This window comes from Macellibacteroides sp. (assembly GCF_050251695.1).
In the GTDB taxonomy this organism is placed as follows: domain Bacteria; phylum Bacteroidota; class Bacteroidia; order Bacteroidales; family Tannerellaceae; genus Macellibacteroides; species Macellibacteroides fermentans.
This window is the reverse complement of the sequence record NZ_JBFWMI010000020.1, coordinates 1-21396: the sequence shown is the minus strand read 5'-3', so window position 1 is coordinate 21396 and position 21396 is coordinate 1. Positions and strand designations below refer to the sequence as shown.

14 protein-coding genes and 1 tRNA gene are annotated in these 21396 nt (G+C 42.1%); 14 read left to right on the top strand and 1 reads right to left on the bottom strand.

The genetic code is table 11. The features are described from left to right. Positions 1-57 precede the first annotated feature (57 nt). The 12 genes from AB7E53_RS04890 (at position 58) to AB7E53_RS04835 (ending at position 18612) form a co-directional block, all read left to right on the top strand. Positions 58-642 carry a hypothetical protein gene (locus tag AB7E53_RS04890; protein ID WP_446774494.1) on the top strand — a complete coding sequence of 195 codons (585 nt, stop codon included), beginning with the start codon at positions 58-60 and terminating at the stop codon, positions 640-642. Between the two features lie 162 nt (positions 643-804). Next, positions 805-1260, top strand: a complete 456-nt coding sequence (locus AB7E53_RS04885) for a cupin domain-containing protein (RefSeq protein WP_446774492.1) — start codon at positions 805-807, stop codon at positions 1258-1260. Then, on the top strand, positions 1251-2102 hold the full coding sequence (locus AB7E53_RS04880) for a GNAT family N-acetyltransferase (protein WP_446774490.1): 852 nt from the start codon (positions 1251-1253) through the stop codon (positions 2100-2102). The genes AB7E53_RS04885 and AB7E53_RS04880 overlap by 10 nt, the downstream gene beginning before the upstream one ends. 10 nt (positions 2103-2112) lie before the next feature. Beyond that, complete coding sequence (locus AB7E53_RS04875; protein WP_421467407.1) at positions 2113-2853, top strand: DUF5131 family protein; 741 nt, start codon at positions 2113-2115, stop codon at positions 2851-2853. 336 nt (positions 2854-3189) lie between these two features. Beyond that, positions 3190-7236 (top strand): two-component regulator propeller domain-containing protein, encoded by a 4047-nt coding sequence (locus AB7E53_RS04870; protein WP_446774488.1) that lies wholly within the window; start codon positions 3190-3192, stop codon positions 7234-7236. A gap of 144 nt (positions 7237-7380) precedes the next feature. Beyond that, positions 7381-8577 carry a glucuronyl hydrolase gene (locus AB7E53_RS04865; protein ID WP_446774486.1) on the top strand — a complete coding sequence of 399 codons (1197 nt, stop codon included), beginning with the start codon at positions 7381-7383 and terminating at the stop codon, positions 8575-8577. 166 nt (positions 8578-8743) lie between these two features. After that, positions 8744-11806 (top strand): SusC/RagA family TonB-linked outer membrane protein, encoded by a 3063-nt coding sequence (locus AB7E53_RS04860; RefSeq protein ID WP_446774484.1) that lies wholly within the window; start codon positions 8744-8746, stop codon positions 11804-11806. Positions 11807-11824: 18 nt separating this feature from the next. Beyond that, positions 11825-13306: a RagB/SusD family nutrient uptake outer membrane protein gene (locus AB7E53_RS04855; RefSeq protein WP_421467411.1), complete on the top strand. Its 1482-nt coding sequence runs from the start codon at positions 11825-11827 to the stop codon at positions 13304-13306. A 97-nt stretch (positions 13307-13403) separates the two neighbouring features. Continuing rightward, positions 13404-16196, top strand: coding sequence for a glycoside hydrolase family 2 TIM barrel-domain containing protein (locus AB7E53_RS04850; RefSeq protein WP_446774482.1), 2793 nt, complete (start codon positions 13404-13406; stop codon positions 16194-16196). Positions 16197-16358: 162 nt separating this feature from the next. Continuing rightward, positions 16359-16694, top strand: coding sequence for a helix-turn-helix domain-containing protein (locus AB7E53_RS04845; RefSeq protein WP_446774481.1), 336 nt, complete (start codon positions 16359-16361; stop codon positions 16692-16694). Then, positions 16687-17793, top strand: coding sequence for a type II toxin-antitoxin system HipA family toxin (locus AB7E53_RS04840; protein WP_446774479.1), 1107 nt, complete (start codon positions 16687-16689; stop codon positions 17791-17793). The genes AB7E53_RS04845 and AB7E53_RS04840 overlap by 8 nt, the downstream gene beginning before the upstream one ends. 201 nt (positions 17794-17994) lie before the next feature. Further along, positions 17995-18612, top strand: coding sequence for an HAD family hydrolase (locus AB7E53_RS04835; RefSeq protein ID WP_446774477.1), 618 nt, complete (start codon positions 17995-17997; stop codon positions 18610-18612). A 58-nt stretch (positions 18613-18670) separates the two neighbouring features. Here AB7E53_RS04835 and AB7E53_RS04830 read toward each other — a convergent pair. Continuing rightward, positions 18671-18746, bottom strand: a tRNA-Lys gene (locus AB7E53_RS04830). 147 nt (positions 18747-18893) lie between these two features. Between AB7E53_RS04830 and ettA the strand changes: the two genes are divergently transcribed. Both ettA and AB7E53_RS04820 read left to right on the top strand, forming a co-directional pair. Beyond that, positions 18894-20582: an energy-dependent translational throttle protein EttA gene (ettA, locus tag AB7E53_RS04825; protein ID WP_068179822.1), complete on the top strand. Its 1689-nt coding sequence runs from the start codon at positions 18894-18896 to the stop codon at positions 20580-20582. A 21-nt stretch (positions 20583-20603) separates the two neighbouring features. After that, complete coding sequence (locus tag AB7E53_RS04820; protein WP_446774475.1) at positions 20604-21254, top strand: 3-keto-disaccharide hydrolase; 651 nt, start codon at positions 20604-20606, stop codon at positions 21252-21254. Positions 21255-21396 lie beyond the last annotated feature (142 nt).

The window sequence follows — 21396 nt, the reverse complement described above, 5'->3', positions numbered from 1 at the left end:
GACATTAGGATAGGATATTTAATTATAACATTATTAATTACCTTAAAAATCGATACGATGAATAAATTTTTTGCGTTAGAAAACTTACTGAAAAGCGGATACTGCATCATCCCCCGGGTGATATTGGATAACCAGCAGAGCAGCTGTAAAAAGACAGCCCTCAGAGCAGATATCCTCAGCTACTTTTACCAAAAGGCTTATTTTGCCAAAGGCGATGTTGTGCTGGACGGGCGGATCTACACATGCTTCAGGGGAGAGCTGATTGTGAATCAGAAAGAACTAGCAGCCTTTTTTAAAACCGAACGCAGGCAATGGAACCGCATCATGGCAGAGTTTACGAGCGAAAACATCATCCGTGTTGACCGATTAAGGGGCGGATCACGTATCAGTCTGGTAGCTTACGATTGCATTGTGGGTAAGAAAAGCGCCCAATACAAGCAGGCCAACGGAGGCGATAAAGCCGCTGATACAGCCCCCAAAGCCAAGAAGCCCAAACTGGGTGTCATGGTAGAAAACTACTACCCCGAGCACCACGTAAAGGGTTGCGACATACCCCCAATTGAGATTGATTTAGAGAAATTAATCGCTCTTCAAAAAATGAGAGAAGAGGAAAATAACAAACAAAAAAACATCTTCCGATAGCTATTCCAGAGATTGGATATCGGAAGGTAAAACTAAAATAAATTACTTTATTTCTGACAAAATCGGTTAGATGGTGATTATATTTGCACATTCTCGATTCGGCATGGTAAAGTGCCTGGTTTAACGATTATAACAAGAAACTAGTAACGAAATAACAACGCAATGAAAAATGTAGAGCAAATTACAAAAGGCGAAGGTTATACGGCCATCAATATGGGGCCATTGGATAGTGTTGGCGAATACTCCCTGATACACCCGAAACTGAACACGGAGATCTTCGGAAAGTTGTTTCTGAAGGATGTTACCGGAGCTACCGGAACAGAGATTTCCTTTAATACGCTGCCGCCTCATACAGAGATTCCTTACTTCCACCGCCACAGAGATAACGAGGAGACCTATATCATCCTTAGGGGCTCCGGCGATTTCCAGATTGATGATGATTGCTTCCCTGTATGCGAAGGCTCGGTTGTCTGCGTGGCTCCTGCTCCATCAAGAGGCATGAGGAATTCTTCGGACGAACCGATGATTTACATGGTTATTCAATCCAAAGAAAATTCGTTGGGCAACTATTCTACCGAGGACGGATCACGAACTGAATGGAACCCGAAATGGAAATAAAATCGCTCAAAGAAACCGACTTCGGTACAATCTGCAGGGCATTTGGAAAAGCATTTGCCGATTACGAACTTCAACTGAATGATGCTCAGTTACAGGCCATGCTTACAAGACGCGGTTATCTTCCTGAGCTTTCCTTTGGGGCGTTCGATGGAGACGAGCTGGTTGCTTTTACGCTGAATGGAATTGGCACGTTTCTCGGCATTGCAACGGCTTACGATACGGGAACAGGGACACTCCCCGACTACCGCGGACAAGGATTGGCCACAAAGATATTTGAGTATTCAATCCCCTTCCTGCGCGCAGCGGGCATCCGGCACTATCTGCTTGAAGTATTGCAGCATAACACAAAAGCGGTGTCTGTATACCGTAACCTGGGGTTCGAGGTGAGCCGGGAGTTTAACTATTTCGGTCAGCCCAACGAAATGATTCTCACAGGAAAAGAGCAGCCGGATGTTCCATATTCAATAAAAGAGGTGGATGTTGCAGCATGTAAATCTGCTTCCGAAATGGCAGATTTCCATCCTTCCTGGCAGAACAGTTTTGAATCTGTAGAAAGGGCCATGGATAAATTCATATGCTTAGGAACTTACCTGGACAATAGACTCGCAGGGTATTGTATTTTCGAACCTGCATCCGGCGATGTTACCCAGTTGGCTGTTGAGCCTATGCATAGGCGTAAGGGTATTGCAACTGCGCTACTAAGGGAAGCGTTGAAACGGAACAAGCATAGCGCCGTAAAGGTGATCAATACGGATACAACCTGTACGAATATTACCGATTTCCTGAAAGCACGGAATATCCAGCAGAAGGGAAAGCAGTTTGAAATGATAAAGATTCTGTAAAACAAGTGCTATGGAAGTAAATGCCGTCGAAAAGAAATCGGCCCTTTGGAATCCGTGGCACGGCTGCCACAAGCTGAGTGAGGGTTGCCGCCATTGCTACGTATACCGTGGGGATGCCCGGCGAAACATAGACAGCTCGGTGATTACGCAGACGAAAAGTTTTGATGTGCCCATCAAACGAAAACGCAACGGAGAGTACAAAATCCCCTCCGGCACACTGGTCTACACCTGCTTTACGTCCGATTTCTTTGTGGAAGATGCTGATCCTTGGCGCCCCGATGCCTGGGCGATGATACGCCAACGGAGCGACCTCCAGTTCCTGATGATTACCAAGCGGATAGACCGGCTGACTCAATGCCTGCCGGCCGACTGGGGCGAGGGATACGAGCACGTTACCATCTGCTGCACCGTAGAAAATCAATCCCGTGCCGACTACCGGCTACCCATCTACCGCTCCGCTCCCATCCGGCACAAAATCATCATTTGCGAACCCTTACTGGAGCGCATCGATCTTGCACCCTACAACATAGGCCAATGGGTGGAACAAGTAGTAGCAGGCGGCGAATCCGGCAACGAAGCCCGCCCCTGCAACTTCGACTGGGTAATGGAACTCCGCAGCGTCTGCGAGAAAGAAAAAGTATCCTTCTGGTTCAAACAAACCGGCGCCAACTTCATCAAAGACGGCAAACACTACAACATCAAACGCCCCCTCCAACACTCCCAAGCCCGAAAAGCTGGAATAAATTTGTGAGAGGGAATGTGGCTTGTATTCTTAATGACATTTTGGAGAATGTTGCTTAAATTTCAAAAAAAATCTGACACATTAAAAATTTAATTTATGGTGCAATTAGAACGTCTGTCAAAATTTGGTCATTTATTCTCTTTGTGTAGCCAAAAGCAGAGTTAATCGTTGGAAAATTTACCTAAATATAGGAAGGTGAATACGAAACATGAAATAAAAGTTATACATTTGCTTATTAAGAATACTAAAATTGATTGAACCACCTATTCGAATACTGTTTTGAAACCTTTAAATTACAATGGAAAGACACTTTTTGTCCTCCTTTTTACTTTTATTATAATCCCTATGGCCTTGGCAATAGACGTTTCCGGCTATCGTTTTCATACGATTCCTGTTTCACCTTATTACCACGGAATTCAGAGTATTGCTAAAGATAGTATTGGCCGCATCTGGTATAGTGGACAGCGTACGCTATTTATGTACGACGGAAATGCATTTTACCAGATGGACGACCGGATTTCATCTCATTCTCCCGAACTGTCGTGGGCGTTCGGTGATTTGTGGGTGGATAGTGATAAGAGGTTATTCGTTTCCACGAATCATGGCTTATTCCTTTTTGATTATGCTTCGCTGGAGTTCAAAAAGATTTCAGAGGGAGCGATTACTTCTTTAGTCCAAGATTCTAACAAGGTTTTGTGGATCAAAAAAGGAGATTTTATTGAAACTTTCTCTTTCAAAAAGGGATTTAAATCACAACGTTATAAATTGCATTCGTCCTTTGTTTCTGCAGAGCTTCGTAACCTAGATGGAGATATGTTTTTAACTACTCGCAATGGCAAGATATACAAACTGAAAAGTCTTATCTCCAAACCAGAACTGTTTATCGACCTCGGAGAGCGGAAGGGATATATCCGTCAGCTTGTAGAATACAATAAGGAGTATTTTATTCTTACTGAAAACGAAGGTTTATTCAGAGCGGACGAGCGCGGACAGATTACCCGATCGTATCCTTTCCAATATAAGGAAAATCAATCTATAAATGCGAAAAAATTATACGTGGATTCTAAAGGTATTCTATGGGTGGGGACTCAATTAGGTCTTTTTCTACTGGATCTTAAGACGGACGAAATGGCAACTTTGCTTGCAAATCCTGCCGATAGATATTCGCTGCCTCATAATTCTATTTGGTCTATTTACGCCGATCCGGATGGAGGGGTATGGATTGGAACGTTCGGAGGAAAGCTGGCTTATATGTCTTTTGATGATAATCGGGTTGTATACAAATCTTTTTCTAAAGGTGGATTAAACAGTCCCATAGTAAGTTGCTTTGAAGAAGATAAGTCTGGGAATATTTGGATTGGGACAGAAGGTGGTGGAGTAAATTGCTGGAATCGCAGAAGCAATGAATTTTCATATTATACACAGTCGTTATCCAACGGCATAAACTATAATCTAATCAAGTCCCTGTTGTTTGATTCAAAAAAGAGAAAAATATTGATTTCGTCTTTTAATGGAGGTATAAGTGAATACAACACAGAAACAAAAAAATTTGAAGACTTTAAATTATATCATCCATCCCGATCGGAGCGATACCTGAGTATATACAATTTCGCAATGGAGGCCGATTCGGGAATTTGGCTGAATGCTACAACAGACGGATTGTTTTATAAAAATTTGAAAACAAATCGGATAAGCCGGATTATTCCAAAACAAGATGGGAAAGATATTATTTTGCCGGAAGTAGAATCAGTATACAGGGATGTAAAAAATCGTCTCTGGATGTTTACTCATCGGGGAGCTTACGTTATGGATGTGTGCACCCACCAAGTTTTGGGTCTTCACCTGATCAATGATTCAAACTATTCTGTAAACCAGCTGATCTGTTTTACAGTTGATTCCGATTCTAACATGTGGATTGGAACAATGGGTGGAGGCGTAAATCTTTTATCGCGGGATGGTATATATAAAAACTTCCTAAACCGGAAAGGCTTTAACGCGCATACTGTTTTTGCCATTCAGGAGGATGATGCTCGCGAGAATATCTGGTTTAGCACAAACGATGGAATCTGGTTTTACAATAAGTCTTTAGATAAATTTCGGAAGATTCATTGCGCCGAGACAGACTTATGCGGCTCGTTCTATCCCCGTGCAAGCTTCAAGACAAGTAAAGGTGAATTGCTTTTTGGTGGAACTAATGGGTTTATTCTGTTTGATCCGCAGACAATCAGGAAGACAAAAAAGAAGAATAATGTTTTTTTTACTGGGTTCTTTATAAATAACTCGCGAGTGATACCGGGAAATACAAATTCTCCTCTAACCGAAGATATATCCGTTATCGGAAACAGAAAAGAAGCGAACAAGTGGATAAATCTTTCCCATAAGCAATCTAACATTGAGATTCAGTTTTCGACGGATAGTTATGTAAAATCTGATAAGGAGCAACTTGCATGCCGTTTGGTAGGGGCTTCTGAGGAATGGTTGTTATTGCCTTTGAGTAAAAATAGTATACGTTATACCAATCTCCCTCCGGGGTCGTATAGGTTCGAGACTAAAGTGATGGTCCATGATGAGGAGAGCGATGGAAGAGTGACCTCTCTCTACTTTAAAATAAATCCTCCTCCCTGGCTTTCTGCATGGGCGTATTTGGTGTATGGCTGTATTGTTGCCGGAATTATCTATCTGGTGTTTATGTACTTGTCCAATAAAAAGAATTTTAGGCATAAGTTGGAAATGGAAAAGCTTGAAAAGAAACGTATCCGCGATCTTATTGATCTGCGTGTAAACTTTTTTACCAATATTTCGCACGAACTGAAAACTCCGCTTACCTTGATTATTGATCCATTGAAGCGATTGGAGCAAACCCTGGGCCCGGATCATCCGGCCATGAATTATACTAAATTGATAACAAAGAACGTAATACGAATTCAGCGTCTGGTTAATCAGCTGTTACAGTTCAGGGAAATTGAAAGCAATACTATCAGGCCTTGTCCGTCTTCGGGTGATTTGATTCTATACGTATCAGAACTGTTTAATATGTTTATACCTCTCGCCGAAGGAAAGTATATTATTACGCAGATCGATTCATTCAGCGACGAGCTATTGGTTTCGTTCGACCATGAGCTGATTGAAAAGATATTCTCGAACCTTTTTTCCAATGCGATTAAATATACGCCCGAAGGTGAATCTATTAGTTTTAGAATCTATAAATCAACAGCTGATGAATTAGCCCATCTATCCGACATAAAAACATCTGATTCGGAGATGTTTTGTGTTTCGTTCGAACTGATTAATACCGGTACAGAGATTAGCCCCGATCAGGCAGATCGTCTTTTTAAACCTTTTTCCCGTTCTTCATCACAAAAGCAACTGGCGGAATTCAGTTCTGGACTGGGCTTGTCTATCGTTAAAGAGTTAGTAAACCTATTGGGTGGAACAATCTCGCTGCTTTCAAGAACAGGAGAGGTGTGCTTTCGTTTAACATTGCCTTTAAAGCAGGCTCTCTTTGATCCACTGGCAACGGACAAGTGTAAGACTACAGGGCTTTCTTATGAGTATGCCAAAATGGAAGTAATTCATCTGGATGTAAATAAGGAGGAGGTTGGATATGACAAAAAAGACAGCCGTAATATTAACAAATTGATAATTATTGAAGATGATGATGATTTAAGGAATTACCTTAAAATTCAATTGTCGGGTAGTTTCCGTGTTTATACGGCAAAGAATGGATTGGAAGGCATTGAATTGGCAAAAAAAATAAGTTTGCAAATTATCCTTACAGATATAATGATGCCCGGGGCGGATGGATATGATGTGTGCGATACGTTGAGAGGAGATATTAAAACCAGTCACATTCCAATTATTGTTATGTCTGGTTTCGGTGGGGCCGACCAAAAGATAAAGGCATTAAAGAAAGGGGCTGATGTATTTATTGAAAAGCAATTTGATACAGATTATATGAAACTACAAATAAATAATCTAATAGACTCCCGGAATAAGATGAGGGAGTTGTATAGTAAAAAGTATATACCCGAACCTTCAAATATTACAATAACGTCTATAGATGAAGAGCTGATAAACAAGGCGGTTACTTCTGTAGAGAGAAATATTCAGAATCCGGATTACGATGTTGAGATGTTTGTTTCGGACATGGGTATAAGTCGTACTCTACTATACCGGAAGATTAATGAAATTACACATATGACCATCAAAGAGTTTATTCTGGATATGCGACTTAAACGTAGCAAGCAATTGCTGGAAAAATCTGAATATACCATTGCCGAGATTTCTATGCTTTGCGGCTTTAATGACTCTAAATATTTTAGTACCTGCTTTAAAAAGCATTACAGTATGGTTCCGTCCGATTACAGAAAACAGAAAACATCTATATCTTAGTTCTGAATTATTCTTGTATTTTATGATTGAATCTTAACATATGTACAAAAACCAACCATAAATGTACAAAATTACCCCGTTTCGCATCCCTTAAAATCTACATTTGTCTGACTTATTTATCAAAAATATTTAATCCTGTTATTTATGAAGAAGCACTATCTGATTGGTTTGTTTTTAGTTTTCATTATTGTGTGTGCGTTTACAAAGCCAGAGACGCCTATGTCTTTAGTTATCGACAATGCCTTAAAACAGGCCGAAATGCAAAGTTTATTACTGGCTAAAGAAATGGAAACTGTTCCTGATTCATTACCCCGGACAATCGATAAAAATGGAAAATTGATAATGTCGGGTTCCAAATGGTGGTGTAGCGGATTCTTTCCAGGCACCTTATGGTATTTATATGAGAATTCTTCGAATAAGGAGTTAAAAAGGTATGCATCTCTATTTACCAACCGCATAAATAAGGAACAATATAATAAAGGAACCCACGATTTAGGTTTTATGCTATACTGCAGTTATGGAAACGCGCTCCGGATTACCGGTATAGATTCATGCAAAAGCGTACTGATAAATGGATCCAAATCCTTGTCCACACGCTTTAACCCTACAATTGGCAGCATTCAGTCATGGGGTAGTAACCAGAAATGGAGATTCCCTGTAATTATAGATAATATAATGAATCTGGAAATGCTGATGTGGGCATCCAAAGAAACAGGAGACAACAGATTCAAAGAGATAGCCGAAACCCATGCCAATACCTGCATAGCAAATCATTTTCGCAAAGATTACAGCACTTTTCACGTGGTTTCTTATATTCCCGAAACCGGAGCAGTCCAGGTAAAATGTACAGCTCAGGGATACAGTGATGAAAGTGCATGGGCCAGAGGTCAGGCGTGGGGTCTGTATGGTTACGGGATGATGTATCGTGAAACGGGAAACAAGAGGTATCTGGATCAGGCTAATCATATTGCCGACTTTATATTAAATCACCCCAATCTGCCTAAAGACAAAATTCCTTACTGGGATTTTAATGCGCCTGATATACCCAATGCCTTCAGAGATGCTTCTGCCGCATCGATAATAGCCTCATCGCTGATTGAGTTGAGTCAGTTTGTTGGTGAACCTAGAAAGAGTCTATATATAGCTGTGGCTGAAAAGCAATTGAGAACACTTGCGTCTCCAGAATACACGGCTAAGAAAGGATCCAACGGATGTTTTATCCTGAAGCACGGGGTTGGTCATTTGCCCGGCGACTCTGAAGTGGATGTTCCGTTAACTTATGGCGACTACTATTACGTAGAGGCACTGATGAGATACAAAAAAATGATTCTGAATAAATAGAAAAATTATCTTTTTGTACGAGTGGAATCTATTAATTATAACTTTAAATATAGCAAGGTATGAATAATACAACATGAAAATCAAAAAAACAGAAAAAACTACAAAAAACCAATGCGTTACTTACTTATAGGGCGCGACATTTATTATTACTTAAATCTATTAAAGTATGAAGATTTTAATTTATCTGCTTTTATTTATTTCTCCCTCCTTGTTTGCACAGGTCAAGGGGACTGTTACCGACGAAAACGGCGAAGGTATTATTGGAGCCAATGTTGTTGTTAAAGGTAGCAATGTAGGTACTATAACCGATTTGACAGGGACATTTACTGTTGATGCATCAGGAGACGCCACGCTTATTATATCCTATATGGGTTATAAAACCCAGGAAATAAAGGTTGCTAATCAGAAAACAATCAAGATTATCCTGCAGGAAGATACAGAAATTTTGGACGAAGTTGTTGTTGTAGGATATGGTGTAATGCGCAAAAGCGACCTTACCGGGTCGGTAGGTTCTGTAAAATCGGATGTATTGAAGAAACAGGCTGTTTCTTCTTTTGATCAGGGATTACAGGGAAAAGTTGCCGGAGTTCAGGTTACGGCTGTTTCCGGATCGCCGGGAGGTGCCGTGGATATCCGTATTCGCGGTGGGAACTCTTTAACTTCTGGCAGCCAACCTTTGTACGTTATTGATGGATATCCCGTAACAGCCGGAAGTTCGGCCGGAGGATCAGGTGCCGGACAAAATCCGCTGGCTACATTAAATCCGGGTGATATAGAAAGTATGGAGATTTTGAAGGATGCATCAGCTACTGCTATATATGGTTCCCGTGGGGCAAATGGAGTTGTCCTTATTTCAACCAAAAGAGGGAAATCCGGAAAAACCACGGTGTCTTATGATGGATATGTTGGATTCCAGAAAGTAGCTAAAAAGCTAGATATGATGAATGCCTCCGAATGGGGTGCTTTAGCTAATGAAGGTGCGGCCAATGATGGACGTCCGGCTTATTATACAAATACTTCAACAAACCCTCTTTATCCCGCTATCAGTGATTTAGGTCAGGGGACGGATTGGCAGGATGAAATTCTAAGGTCTTCGGCTCCCATTCATAATCACAATGTAACGATTAATGGAGGATCTGAAAACACCAAGTTTTCAATTATGGCGAGTTACTTTGATCAGGAAAGCATTGTTAAGAATCAAGACTTTAATCGTGTTTCTTTTAGAAATAACATTGATACAAAACTATCTTCACGGATAGATCTCTCAACTAGCTTTACAGCAAGTAGAGTTACTTCAAACGTGGGTCGCGAAAATGGAGATGGTGGAGGTAATACTTCAATCATCAATGCAGCTTTGGTGCTGCCCCCTACAGTTCCTGTATTTGACCCCACAACAGGAGAGTACGTACGTATGAACTATATAACAGGAAGTTCTACAGTGCCAAACCCGGTTCCATATGTTACCTTTTTACAGGATAATGGAACGATTGATCGTGTACTTGGATCGGCTGATCTTAGTATTAGATTTATTGAAGGACTTACATTGAAGATAAGTGTTGGGGCCGACCTTTCCAGTGCGTTGCGTGAAGTTTACGAACCGAAGCAAACAAATACGGGTTACAATGCCAATGGTATCGCTAGTCAGCAAAACAGAAGAAATCAGTCTCTTTCAAACGAAAATGTGCTCACTTACCTTAAGAAGACTGGAATTCATTCAATAAATGCAATGGTTGGGACATCAGCTTTATCTATCCAAAGCAAGTCGAGCAGCATGACTGCCAGAGACTTTATTTCGGATGTTTACGGTTACAACAACCTGGATGCAGGAGCCCAATGGGATAAGCCTTCCACCGGAAGAGATAAAAATACTTTGTTGTCCGGGTTCGGTCGTATCAACTATGTGTTAAAGGATCGTTACCTTTTTACTGTTACAGGACGAGCTGATGGTAGTTCCAAATTTGGTGCTAATAATAAATGGGCATTTTTCCCATCTGCCGCTTTTGCATGGCGTATGGATCAGGAAGCATTTATGAAGCAAGTGGATTGGATTAGTAGTCTTAAGTTGAGAGCTAGTTACGGGGTAACGGGTAACCAGAATATTAGCAGCTATTCTTCTGTCGAAAAAATGAATACCTATGTTTATCCTATCGGAGGAGTCACCAATGTGGGAATTGCTGCCGGAAATATGCCAAACCCTGATTTGAAGTGGGAAACAACCGCTATTTCTGATATTGGTGTGGATTTTGGATTCTTGAATAACCGCTTTAATTTTGTTGCCGATTATTATTATAAAAAAACGACCGATCTTTTATGGAATATATCAGTTCCATTAACAACCGGATTCGGTTCCGTTCTAAAGAATATTGGAAGCCTCGAAAACAAAGGGTTGGAATTAAGTTTATCTGCCGATGTGCTTACTGGCGATTTTAAATGGAATACTTCAATCAACTGGTCTACCAACAAGAATAAAGTCCTGGAAATTCCGGGTTACATTCCTACCCAACAAGGTACAATTTCCGGACACTTGAAAGTAAACGGTAGCTGGCTAGAGCCAGGTTTGCCAGTTGGCGTATGGAATTTACTTAAAACTACAGGGGTTATGCGTACGCAGGAAGAACGTGATAAAGCTGCCCGTGTAACTAGTACAACGTTTGATCAGGTGGGAGACATGAGTTTTTACGATAAAAATGGCGACGGTAAAATTAGTTTTGGTGAAGACAGAACTATTGTTGGAGATCCAAATCCTGATTTCATTTTTGGTTGGACAAATAACTTTTCTTATAAAAACTTTGATCTTTCTGTTTATATCAATGGCTCTTACGGTAATGACATTTACAATGTGTTGCGTGCAGAAACCAATATTGTGAGCACTTGGGGAAATCAGCGCAAAGAAGTCAATGACCATTGGACACCTACAAATACTAATGCCAAATATCCGAGAGCACACGTATTGGTAAACCAGAATTTATTACAATCGGACTTTTTAATTGAAGACGGTTCTTTCTTGCGAATTCAAAACCTGACCTTGGGTTATAACGTTCCCAAATGCCCGTTTGTGAAATCGTTAAGAGTATATGCAACCGGACAAAATTTGCTTACTATCACCAACTACTCAGGATACAATCCTGAAGTAAACAGTCAGGGTCAGAGTAACCTTCAATTAGGAGTGGATTACAATGCCTACCCAGCTTCTAAGTCATTTATCCTCGGAGTTAATATTGGTTTTTAATATTCAAATCAAAAAATTATGAAACTATACAAATATATGATTATCGCAGCTGTATTTGCGATTGGCAACTCTTCCTGCAGCGGCTTTCTGGATGAGGAGATTTATGAATCCATTACGCCTGATAATTTTTACAAAAATGAGGCCGATGCTAAAGCCGGGCTGACTTCTGTTTATCAAACTCTTCAGGAATCAAATGGATACAGACGGTACATCTGGATGGGGGCCGAATTTCCAGGAGAAGCTGCATACGCAAATGCCAGTGCCCCATCTCGTGTTGAAATGGATGATTATACGTGGACACCTACAACTGATTTCTGTAAATTAATCTGGCAGGTGTCGTACAGCGGAATAAGAAGGGCGAATAATCTGTTGTTGAATATCGACAAAGTAACCTTTAAAAGCGAGGATACGAAAAAACAGATTGTTGCTGAGACAAAATTTCTGCGTGCATTGAATTACTTTGCTCTGATCCGTTTTTATGATCATGTGCCTGTAATTACTGAAAAAGATAATATGAATGCCGAAGATCTTACCAATGAGGGAACAGACGATACCGTATGGGCGCTGATTGAAGAAGATTTAAAGTATGCCGAATCAGTTCTTAAAACTTCGTACGGAGCTGCAGATATGGGGCGAGCTACAAAAGGAGCTGCCATGGCCATATTATCAAAAGTATATCTTACGCAAGCGGCATGGCCATGGAATAAAGCTGGCTTTTGGGAAAAGGCGGCTTTGAAAGCAGACGAAATCATAACAAAGGAAAGTTCTTTTGGTTATGGGCTGGAAACAGATTTTCGGAATATATTCAACGTTAACAACGAACATGGTAAAGAATATATTTTCGACGTGGAGTTTGTTACCAATATCAATGGTCAAGATATACCTGCATTAACTGGTATGAGAGGATATAATGTGAAGAAAACAGACGGTTGGTCTTCTTTGATATCTACTCCCGATTTTTATAAATCCTACGAAGTGGGCGACAAACGAGTTTCAACTACTTTCCTTGTCGACTTTAAAGATGTAAAAACGGGTAAGACTTACCATTATGATCCTAATAATGGGAAAGAGCCCTCTTTTCCCTTGTGCCACTTCGCAAAATATCTTGATCCTAATGATAATTTGTCTACCGCAGCAGGCGATTATGGGTGCAATATGAAAGTAGTTCGTTATGCCGACGTATTATTGGTACAATCCGAGGCTTATTGTGAAATGAATCAAATCAATAAAGCGTTGTCGGGGATTAACCGGGTTCGTGAACGTGCCGGATTACAAGCTCTTCCATCAACAATATCTCAGGCAGATTTACGTAAAGCAATTATTCAGGAACGCATATGGGAATTTGCAGCCGAAGGTCAGGCTTTGTTTGATTTAAAACGACAACATGCCATGGCCGACAGAATGAAAAAAGCGATCAACGATAAATATTATACGCTCCCTGTTCCGCAGGATGAGATGGATAAAAATCCAAATTTAGTGCAACATCCTTTATGGAAATAACAGCCTGTCTGTTATGACTAAAAGAGAGGAAGGAATAGATATTTTCCTTCCCCTCTTTTTCAATTTTTCTTGTATATTTACAACATAAATTAGTATTATGATGAAAAACCACCTTTTATTCCTATTCATGTTTTGCCTGGAAATAACACATGCGCAAGTTACAGAGATAAAATACTTATCAGGTAAAGGTTCCGACGATGCCATCGAGTGGGACTTCTTTTGTACCAAAGGAGCTAAAAGCGGTTCATGGAATAAGATAAAAGTTCCATCCTGCTGGGAAACCGAAGGCTATGGCACCTACAATTATGGACACGATAAGAATAAGGCCAACGAAGAAGGATTGTATAAAACCAAATTTCAAATTCCGGCGGACTGGAAAAGCAAGCGTATTTTTATTGTTTTTGAAGGGTCTATGACCGATACCGAAATTAAAGTGAATGGTAAACAAGCAGGTACTGTTCATCAAGGCGCTTTTTATCGGTTTAAGCGGGAAATTACCAATCTGGTCCATTATGGAAAGTCAAATGATTTGGATGTAAAGGTGAGCAAGATGTCTGCCAATAATAGTATAAATGAGGCGGAACGCGAAGCAGATTTCTGGGTGTTTGGAGGTATCTTCCGTCCGGTTTACCTGGAGGCTGTCCCCAACGAATTTATAGATTATACAGCTATTGACGCACGTCATACAGGAGATGTTAAGGCAGATATTATCCTTTCGGGCAATCTGTCGGACATTGATGCTCAAATGGTGGTTCTGGATCAGCAAAATAAAGTGATAGGCAAATTATCTTCCACCCCTGCTGCCGGTAAAAAAAATAAAATCTCTTTGTCCGGTCATATAGCCGATGTAAAGCCCTGGTCCTCCGAATCCCCCACCCTATATTCTGCTTCTATTTCCATCAGCCGTAAAGGAAAGATGTTACATACGATAACAGAAAAGATCGGCTTCCGTACCGTGGAAGTCCGCGAACACGACGGGGTGTATGTGAATGGCGTAAAGATGATGTTTAAAGGGGTTAACCGTCATTCTTTCTGGCCCACAACCGGACGTACCACAAATAAACAGCTTAGCATCGACGATGTTAATCTGATAAAGGCGATGAATATGAATGCCGTTCGTATGTCTCATTATCCACCGGATAAACATTTTCTAGAGGTGTGCGACTCGTTAGGTCTTTACGTGATAGACGAACTCTGTGCCTGGCAATATCCGCCCTATGATACTCCTGTAGGCAAAGTGCTGGTAAGAGAAATGCTTACCCGCGACATAAATCATCCCAGTATTGTATTCTGGGCAAATGGAAATGAAGGTGGATTTAATTTTGACCTTGATCCTCTTTTTCCCCTATATGATATTCAAAAACGGGCTGTCCTGCATCCCTGGGCTAAGTTTAGCTGTATAAACACAGCACATTATATTAATTACGACACGGGTATAAATAATCTGTTTCATGGACGGGATATTTTTATGCCGACTGAAATATTGCATGGATTGTATGACGGCGGACATGGAGCGGGACTGGATGATTATTGGAATTTGATGCGTTCTAATAACCTCAGTGCCGGAATGTTTCTTTGGGATTTGGCCGACCAGGCTGTTGTCCGGACCGATAGAAATGGTTTTTTAGATACAGATAAAGATCACGGGGCTGATGGTATCACCGGGCCGTACCGTGAAAAAGAGGGAAGCTTCTTTACCATTAAAGAAATCTGGTCTCCTGTCCATTTGGAGAAAAAGTATATAACTCCCACATGGAATAAACGATTGATCATTGAAAACCGGTACGCATTTACCAACACGAACGAATGTTCATTCAAATTCCGACTTGCAAAGGTTACGAATCTTTCGGTGGATGGCGTGACATCTGTAGCTGGTCGCATCGACTCTCCCGATTGCAAACCGGGAGAAAAGAGCGCGATAACTTTAGATCTGCCCAAAGACTGGATGGACTATGATATCCTATATGTCACCGCCACCGATCGTGAAAACCGTGAGTTATTTACCTGGAGCTACGAAATTGGGAATCCTCTTAAGGTTGCCTCTCGATGTTTGCCAACGGATAAATCAGCCCCTGCTGCCCAAGCGCAAGATCTTGGAACCTTTTGGTTGTTATCGGCTGCCGGAGTAGAAGCCCGTATTAATAAGGAGACTGGATTGCTTCAAGCAGTCGTTTATCAGGGGAAAACCATTCCATTGAGTAATGGCCCTGTTCTGATAACAGACAAACAGGTAACCTGTAAATCCGTTCAATATAAATTGGCAGAAGGGAATCCACATTTGACAGTAACCTACGTAACGAACAACGGCAAAGATGTCGCCTATGGATTTACGTGGACCATGTTGCCTTCGGGCGTATTGCAACTGGATTACGATTACCGGCCACAGGATAAGATTTCCATGGCAGGAATTACATTCGATTTCCCGGAAGAGGGCGTAAAGGGAGCCACTCTGTTTGCAAACGGTCCATATCGGGTATACAAGAACCGCATGAAAGGAGGAACCCTGAACGTTTGGAATAAAACATATAATAACACTGTGACTGGCGAGAGTTGGGACTATCCCGAGTTCAAAGGATACTATTCCCTCTTTTATGGAATGAAACTGGATTGTCCGACACCCTTTGCTGTATATTCGGGAAAAGAAGATGTTATACTTCATTTATTCACTCCAGCTATACAATCCTTGTACGCAGCCGACAGGAATTATACAGTTCCGGCATACCCCAAAGGAAACATCTCTTTTATGAGTGCGATACCTCCGGTAGGTACTAAGTTTGGAAAAGCAGAGAATTACGGTCCCCAGTCCCAATTACACCGTTTTAGCGGTAATGGTGCAGAGAATAATATATCAGGACAATTGTTTTTTGATTTCAATACAATTAATAAATGACCGTCTTGAATAATTGCTTGGACACGCTTATTTATATAAGAAAGATCGGTACAAAGATAAATGCCCAAAGACAAAGGAAGAAAGGATATTCTGTCTCGTTTGATTTGATAGTTGAGAAACTTTGATTAACTTTGTAAGTGCTCATATAATAGCATTAGATATATGAAAGCAGATGTAAATGATAATATATTATCACTTATAGATAAAACTCCCAACTTGATAATGTCGGGTATTGCCCAGCGTGTTAAACAGAGGCGATTGGAAAAAGGGTGGACGCAAAAGATGCTTGCTGCAAAAGCAGGGCTTTCGTTGCCTTCCTACAGGCGTTTTGAATCATCTGGAGAGATATCTGTGCGTTCATTGGTGATGCTTGCATTTGCATTGGATATGACAGATGAGTTCGAAACTCTTTTCAGCAGCAAGACCTATCAGAGTATTGACGATATAGTAAAATCGGAGCAAACGAAACAAAGAAAAAGAGGGCATAAAAATGAATAGCGTCTCAATGATAGAGATTTTTGTATCTGATAGACGTGTAGGGCGAATGGCTCTTACACCCGAAGGATTGTGTGGTTTTGAATACGATGCAGACTGGATACAGAGCGGATTTTCAATATCTCCATTCTATCTGCCGTTGAAGCCAGGTCTGATAATGGCCAAGCGAGATCCGTTTGCGGGAAACTTTGGGGTGTTCGATGATAGTTTGCCGGATGGTTGGGGCAATCTATTGCTTGATCGTTATTTACAGGAGAAAGGGGTCGATCCGTATAAATTGAATATTTTAGAACGATTGTCGCTGATAGGTTCTACCGGACGTGGCGCTTTGGAGTATCAACCAGACAAAAGCATTGCCACAGATGATGAGTTTCTAAATTTTGATCGTTTAGCAAATGAGATCGAAAAAATACTCGAAAGTAAAGAAAGTACGGGTTCGGTCGATTTGCTCTATAAATATGGCGGTTCGTCGGGTGGAGCACGTCCCAAGGTATTTGCGAAGTTAGATGGTTGCCAGTGGCTTGTGAAGTTTAAAGCAACCAGCGATCCTGTTAATGTTGGAGAAATAGAGTACAACTACTCTCTACTTGCCAAAGAGTGTGGAATACGAATGGCGGAAACCCGCTTGTTTGATAATCGCTATTTCGGAGTTAAACGATTCGACAGAACGCCTCAAGGTAAGATACATACCATAAGTGCAGCCGGACTGCTCAATGCCAATTATCGGATTCCTAGTCTTGACTACTCTTTGCTATTGAAGCTGACGCTGAATCTCACCAGGGATATGGAACAGGTGGCTCAAATGTTCCGGCTAATGGTGTTTAATATCCTGATTTCAAATCGGGACGATCATGCTAAGAATTTTTCGTTCCAATGGATTGATGGGGCGTGGAAACTTTCGCCGGCTTATGATCTACTGCCAAGCAGTGGTTTTAATGGCTACCATACTACGACCATAAATGGTAAGGGAGAGCCTGCACTTGCCGATACGATTGCGGTGGCGACTGAAATAGGTCTGTCAAAACAGTCGGCAACTCAGATTATACAAGAGTTGACGGAGAAATGTATTGCAAAAAAGAAGACGAGATTCAGATTGAAATAGTTGATAACAGGATAAGCCATACGGATGCCCGATTTAGCTTCCATAGTCCCATGGATTTTCGTCGTAGATGATGGATTAAAAAGTCACCCAGAAGTTTACAACTTTTTTAAATGGATTACGTTAATAGTATAGTCATCAGCGAAATGACATTCTGGATTTTGAGATACGTAATTAGCTTTGAATTCTATAAAACTCGATAATATGGGATATAAGCATTTGGTTTTTGATATTGACGGGACTTTGGTGGACAATGAAAAAGCAGTTTTGTCTACTTGGCAGGAGACTATCCTGCAGTTATTTGGCAAGCGCTATGAGACGGCGGAGCTTAATTTTGTGTTGGGTATTCCGGGGGTGACTACCATGGAGCGTCTCGGGGCTGAAAATCCGAAAGAGTTTGATGAAGTGTGGGTTAAGAACTTTATGAAGCAAAAGGCTGAGATCGAGCTTTTTCCCCATATCGAGCATACAATCGCCGCTCTGAAGAGTAAGGGGTTGGGGTTAGGGGTGGTCACTTCGCGTACGCACAACGAACTGAACAACGATTTTGCCTTAGGTAAGATTATAGACCATTTTGAAACGATTATATGTGTTACGGATGCGCCCCGCCCTAAACCGAATCCGGATCCACTGCTTGTTTATATGGATAGGTGTGGCGTATCTCCGGATGAAGTGCTCTATATAGGTGATAGTGATTACGATTATCATTGTGCCAAAAATGCAAAGGTGGACTTTGGGGTGGCTTTGTGGGGTGATAACAGGATAAGCCATACAGATACCCGGTTTAGCTTTACTAGCCCCATGGATATTTTAAGGATCTGACTATAAACGATATAGTTATAAAACTAAGAAAGGCTTTCCGTTTGGAAAGCCTTCTTATTGGTGATCCGCCTGGGGCTCGAACCCAGGACCCCATCCTTAAAAGGGATGTGCTCTACCTGCTGAGCTAGCGAATCATCCTGTGCGTTACTTCTGTAATGCGAGTGCAAAGATAGGGCGTACATTTTTATTGTGCAAGTTTTCGCACCATTTTTATTTTGCTATCTTTGCAGGCATACTTGTAAACATACTGTAAAACATACTAATAAACAGACATTTTATCTATGGCAGACGATAAAAAAATTATTTTCTCTATGGTGGGCGTCACTAAGACGTTTCCTCCTCAGAAACAGGTTTTAAAGAATATTTATCTCTCCTTTTTCTACGGTGCCAAGATCGGTATTATCGGTCTTAACGGGTCGGGAAAATCTACCCTGATGAAGATTATTGCCGGTCTCGAAAAAGAATATCAGGGCGAAGTGGTTTTCTCGCCAGGCTACTCTGTGGGTTATCTTGAACAGGATCCAAAGCTGGAAAGCGGCAAGACTGTAAAGGAAATCGTACAGGAAGGGGTGCAGGATATCGTGAATGTACTGAAGGAGTACGAGGAGGTGAACGAGAAGTTTGGTGATCCCGAAGTGCTGGACGATCCCGACAAGATGGATGCGCTGATTAACAGACAGGCCGAATTGCAGGATAAGATTGATGCTACAGATGCATGGAACCTGGACAGCCGCCTGGAGCGTGCTATGGATGCTTTGCGTTGTCCGCCCGAAGATCAGGTGGTGGATACGTTGTCCGGTGGTGAGCGCCGTCGCGTGGCTTTGTGCCGTTTGTTGCTTCAGCAACCGGATGTATTGTTGCTGGATGAGCCTACCAACCACCTGGATGCAGAGTCTATCGACTGGTTGGAGCAGCATTTGCAACAGTATGCGGGTACGGTGATCTGTGTTACGCACGACCGTTACTTCCTGGATCATGTGGCCGGATGGATTCTGGAACTTGACCGTGGCGAGGGTATCCCCTGGAAGGGTAACTATTCTTCGTGGCTGGATCAGAAAACGAAGCGTATGGCGCAGGAAGAGAAGCAGGCCAGCAAGCGCAGAAAGACATTGGAGCGCGAGCTTGAATGGGCTACCATGGCTCCCAAAGCTCGTCAGGCCAAGGGTAAGGCTCGTCTTAATTCGTATGAGAAGTTGCTTAACGAGGATCAGAAGGAGCGCGAAGAGAAGCTGGAGATCTTTATCCCCAACGGTCCGCGTCTGGGTAACAAGGTGATCGAGGCGCAGCATGTGGCCAAGGCTTTTGGCGACAAGTTGTTGTTTGATGATCTTAACTTTATGCTGCCTCCCAACGGTATTGTAGGGATTATCGGTCCCAACGGTGCGGGTAAGACTACCTTGTTCAAGATGATCATGGGTATGGAGACGGTGGATAAGGGTACCTTCGAAGTGGGTGAAACGGTGAAGATCGGGTATGCCGATCAGACGCACAAGGATATCGATCCTACAAAGACGGTTTTCCAGGTGGTGTGCAGCGGACAGGAGTATATTCGTGTGGGTGGCAAGGAGATCAATGCCCGTGCTTACTTGTCGCGTTTCAACTTTACGGGCGGCGACCAGGAAAAGCTTTGCAGTGTTCTTTCGGGTGGTGAGCGTAACCGCTTGCATCTGGCACTTACGTTGCGTGCCGAGGCCAATGTGTTGTTGCTGGATGAGCCTACCAACGATATCGACGTAAATACCTTACGTGCATTGGAAGAGGGTCTGGAGAACTTTGCCGGTTGCGCCGTGGTTATCTCGCACGACCGTTGGTTCCTGGATCGTATCTGTACGCATATTCTTTCGTTCGAGGGTAACTCCGACGTGGTATTCTACGAAGGTTCGTACTCCGAATACGAGGAATACAAACGGAAACAGCTGGGCGATGTAGAGCCGAAGCGTGTTCGTTACCGTAAGTTGATTGCTGATTAATCATTTAAATAATACAAGACCATGAAAAAATCTTTTCTTTCGTTTGCAGCGGTTGTTTGTGCTGCCTTGATTGTGTGTACGGCCGATGCGGGTGCGCAGGTTGTAAAGTTGTTTAATGGCAAGGATTTGTCTAACTGGAATTTGTTTGTGGACAAAGGGGGCGCCAGTGCCCAGGAGGTGTATACGGTGAAGGATGGCGTAATCCATGTTAAGGGTACCCCTTTCGGTTACATGTACACCAAGGAGAAGTATAGTAACTTTATCCTGGATGTGGAATGGCGTTATCCGGTGGAAGCAACCAACAGTGGTATCTTCTTGTTTGTACAGGACGGTGAAAAGCTGTGGCCCAATGCGATTGAGTGCCAGCTTCACGCAGGCGATGCAGGCGACTTTGTTTTACTGGGTGGCAGCGATTTGTTCGAGTTTATGAGCAGACCGGGTACGGTTCGTCCGGCTTTCCCGGTGGTGAAGAAGACCAACGAATCCAGCGAAAAGCCTGTAGGCGAATGGAACCGTGCAAAAATTTACTGCAAGGATGGTAACATTACGGTGTTTATAAACGGGGTGTACCAGAATTCGGGTACGCGTTCGATGCATAAAACAGGTTACATTGCTTTGCAGAGCGAAGGAAAGGATATTCAGTTCAGGAATGTAACGGTTACTCCGTTGTAATCCGGAGGGTTTACAAATCGAGTAGGAGGAAAACAAAAGTAGTTTTCTTCCTACTTTTGTTTTCCGACCTCTCACACCACCGTACATGCCGTTCGGCATACGGCGGTTCTTTAATTACGATGCAGACGGCGATATAATCTCA

Bases quoted from the DNA above. Each gene is read 5' to 3' on its own strand.
- AB7E53_RS04855 (WP_421467411.1), top strand. From the start codon at position 11,825: ATGAAACTATACAAATATATGATTATCGCAGCTGTATTTGCGATTGGC.
- AB7E53_RS04840 (WP_446774479.1), top strand. From the start codon at position 16,687: ATGAATAGCGTCTCAATGATAGAGATTTTTGTATCTGATAGACGTGTA.
- AB7E53_RS04875 (WP_421467407.1), top strand. From the start codon at position 2,113: ATGGAAGTAAATGCCGTCGAAAAGAAATCGGCCCTTTGGAATCCGTGG.
- AB7E53_RS04865 (WP_446774486.1), top strand. From the start codon at position 7,381: ATGAAGAAGCACTATCTGATTGGTTTGTTTTTAGTTTTCATTATTGTG.
- AB7E53_RS04890 (WP_446774494.1), top strand. From the start codon at position 58: ATGAATAAATTTTTTGCGTTAGAAAACTTACTGAAAAGCGGATACTGC.
- AB7E53_RS04820 (WP_446774475.1), top strand. From the start codon at position 20,604: ATGAAAAAATCTTTTCTTTCGTTTGCAGCGGTTGTTTGTGCTGCCTTG.
- AB7E53_RS04870 (WP_446774488.1), top strand. From the start codon at position 3,190: ATGGCCTTGGCAATAGACGTTTCCGGCTATCGTTTTCATACGATTCCT.
- AB7E53_RS04860 (WP_446774484.1), top strand. From the start codon at position 8,744: ATGAAGATTTTAATTTATCTGCTTTTATTTATTTCTCCCTCCTTGTTT.
- AB7E53_RS04850 (WP_446774482.1), top strand. From the start codon at position 13,404: ATGATGAAAAACCACCTTTTATTCCTATTCATGTTTTGCCTGGAAATA.
- AB7E53_RS04845 (WP_446774481.1), top strand. From the start codon at position 16,359: ATGAAAGCAGATGTAAATGATAATATATTATCACTTATAGATAAAACT.
- AB7E53_RS04880 (WP_446774490.1), top strand. From the start codon at position 1,251: ATGGAAATAAAATCGCTCAAAGAAACCGACTTCGGTACAATCTGCAGG.
- ettA (WP_068179822.1), top strand. From the start codon at position 18,894: ATGGCAGACGATAAAAAAATTATTTTCTCTATGGTGGGCGTCACTAAG.
- AB7E53_RS04885 (WP_446774492.1), top strand. From the start codon at position 805: ATGAAAAATGTAGAGCAAATTACAAAAGGCGAAGGTTATACGGCCATC.
- AB7E53_RS04835 (WP_446774477.1), top strand. From the start codon at position 17,995: ATGGGATATAAGCATTTGGTTTTTGATATTGACGGGACTTTGGTGGAC.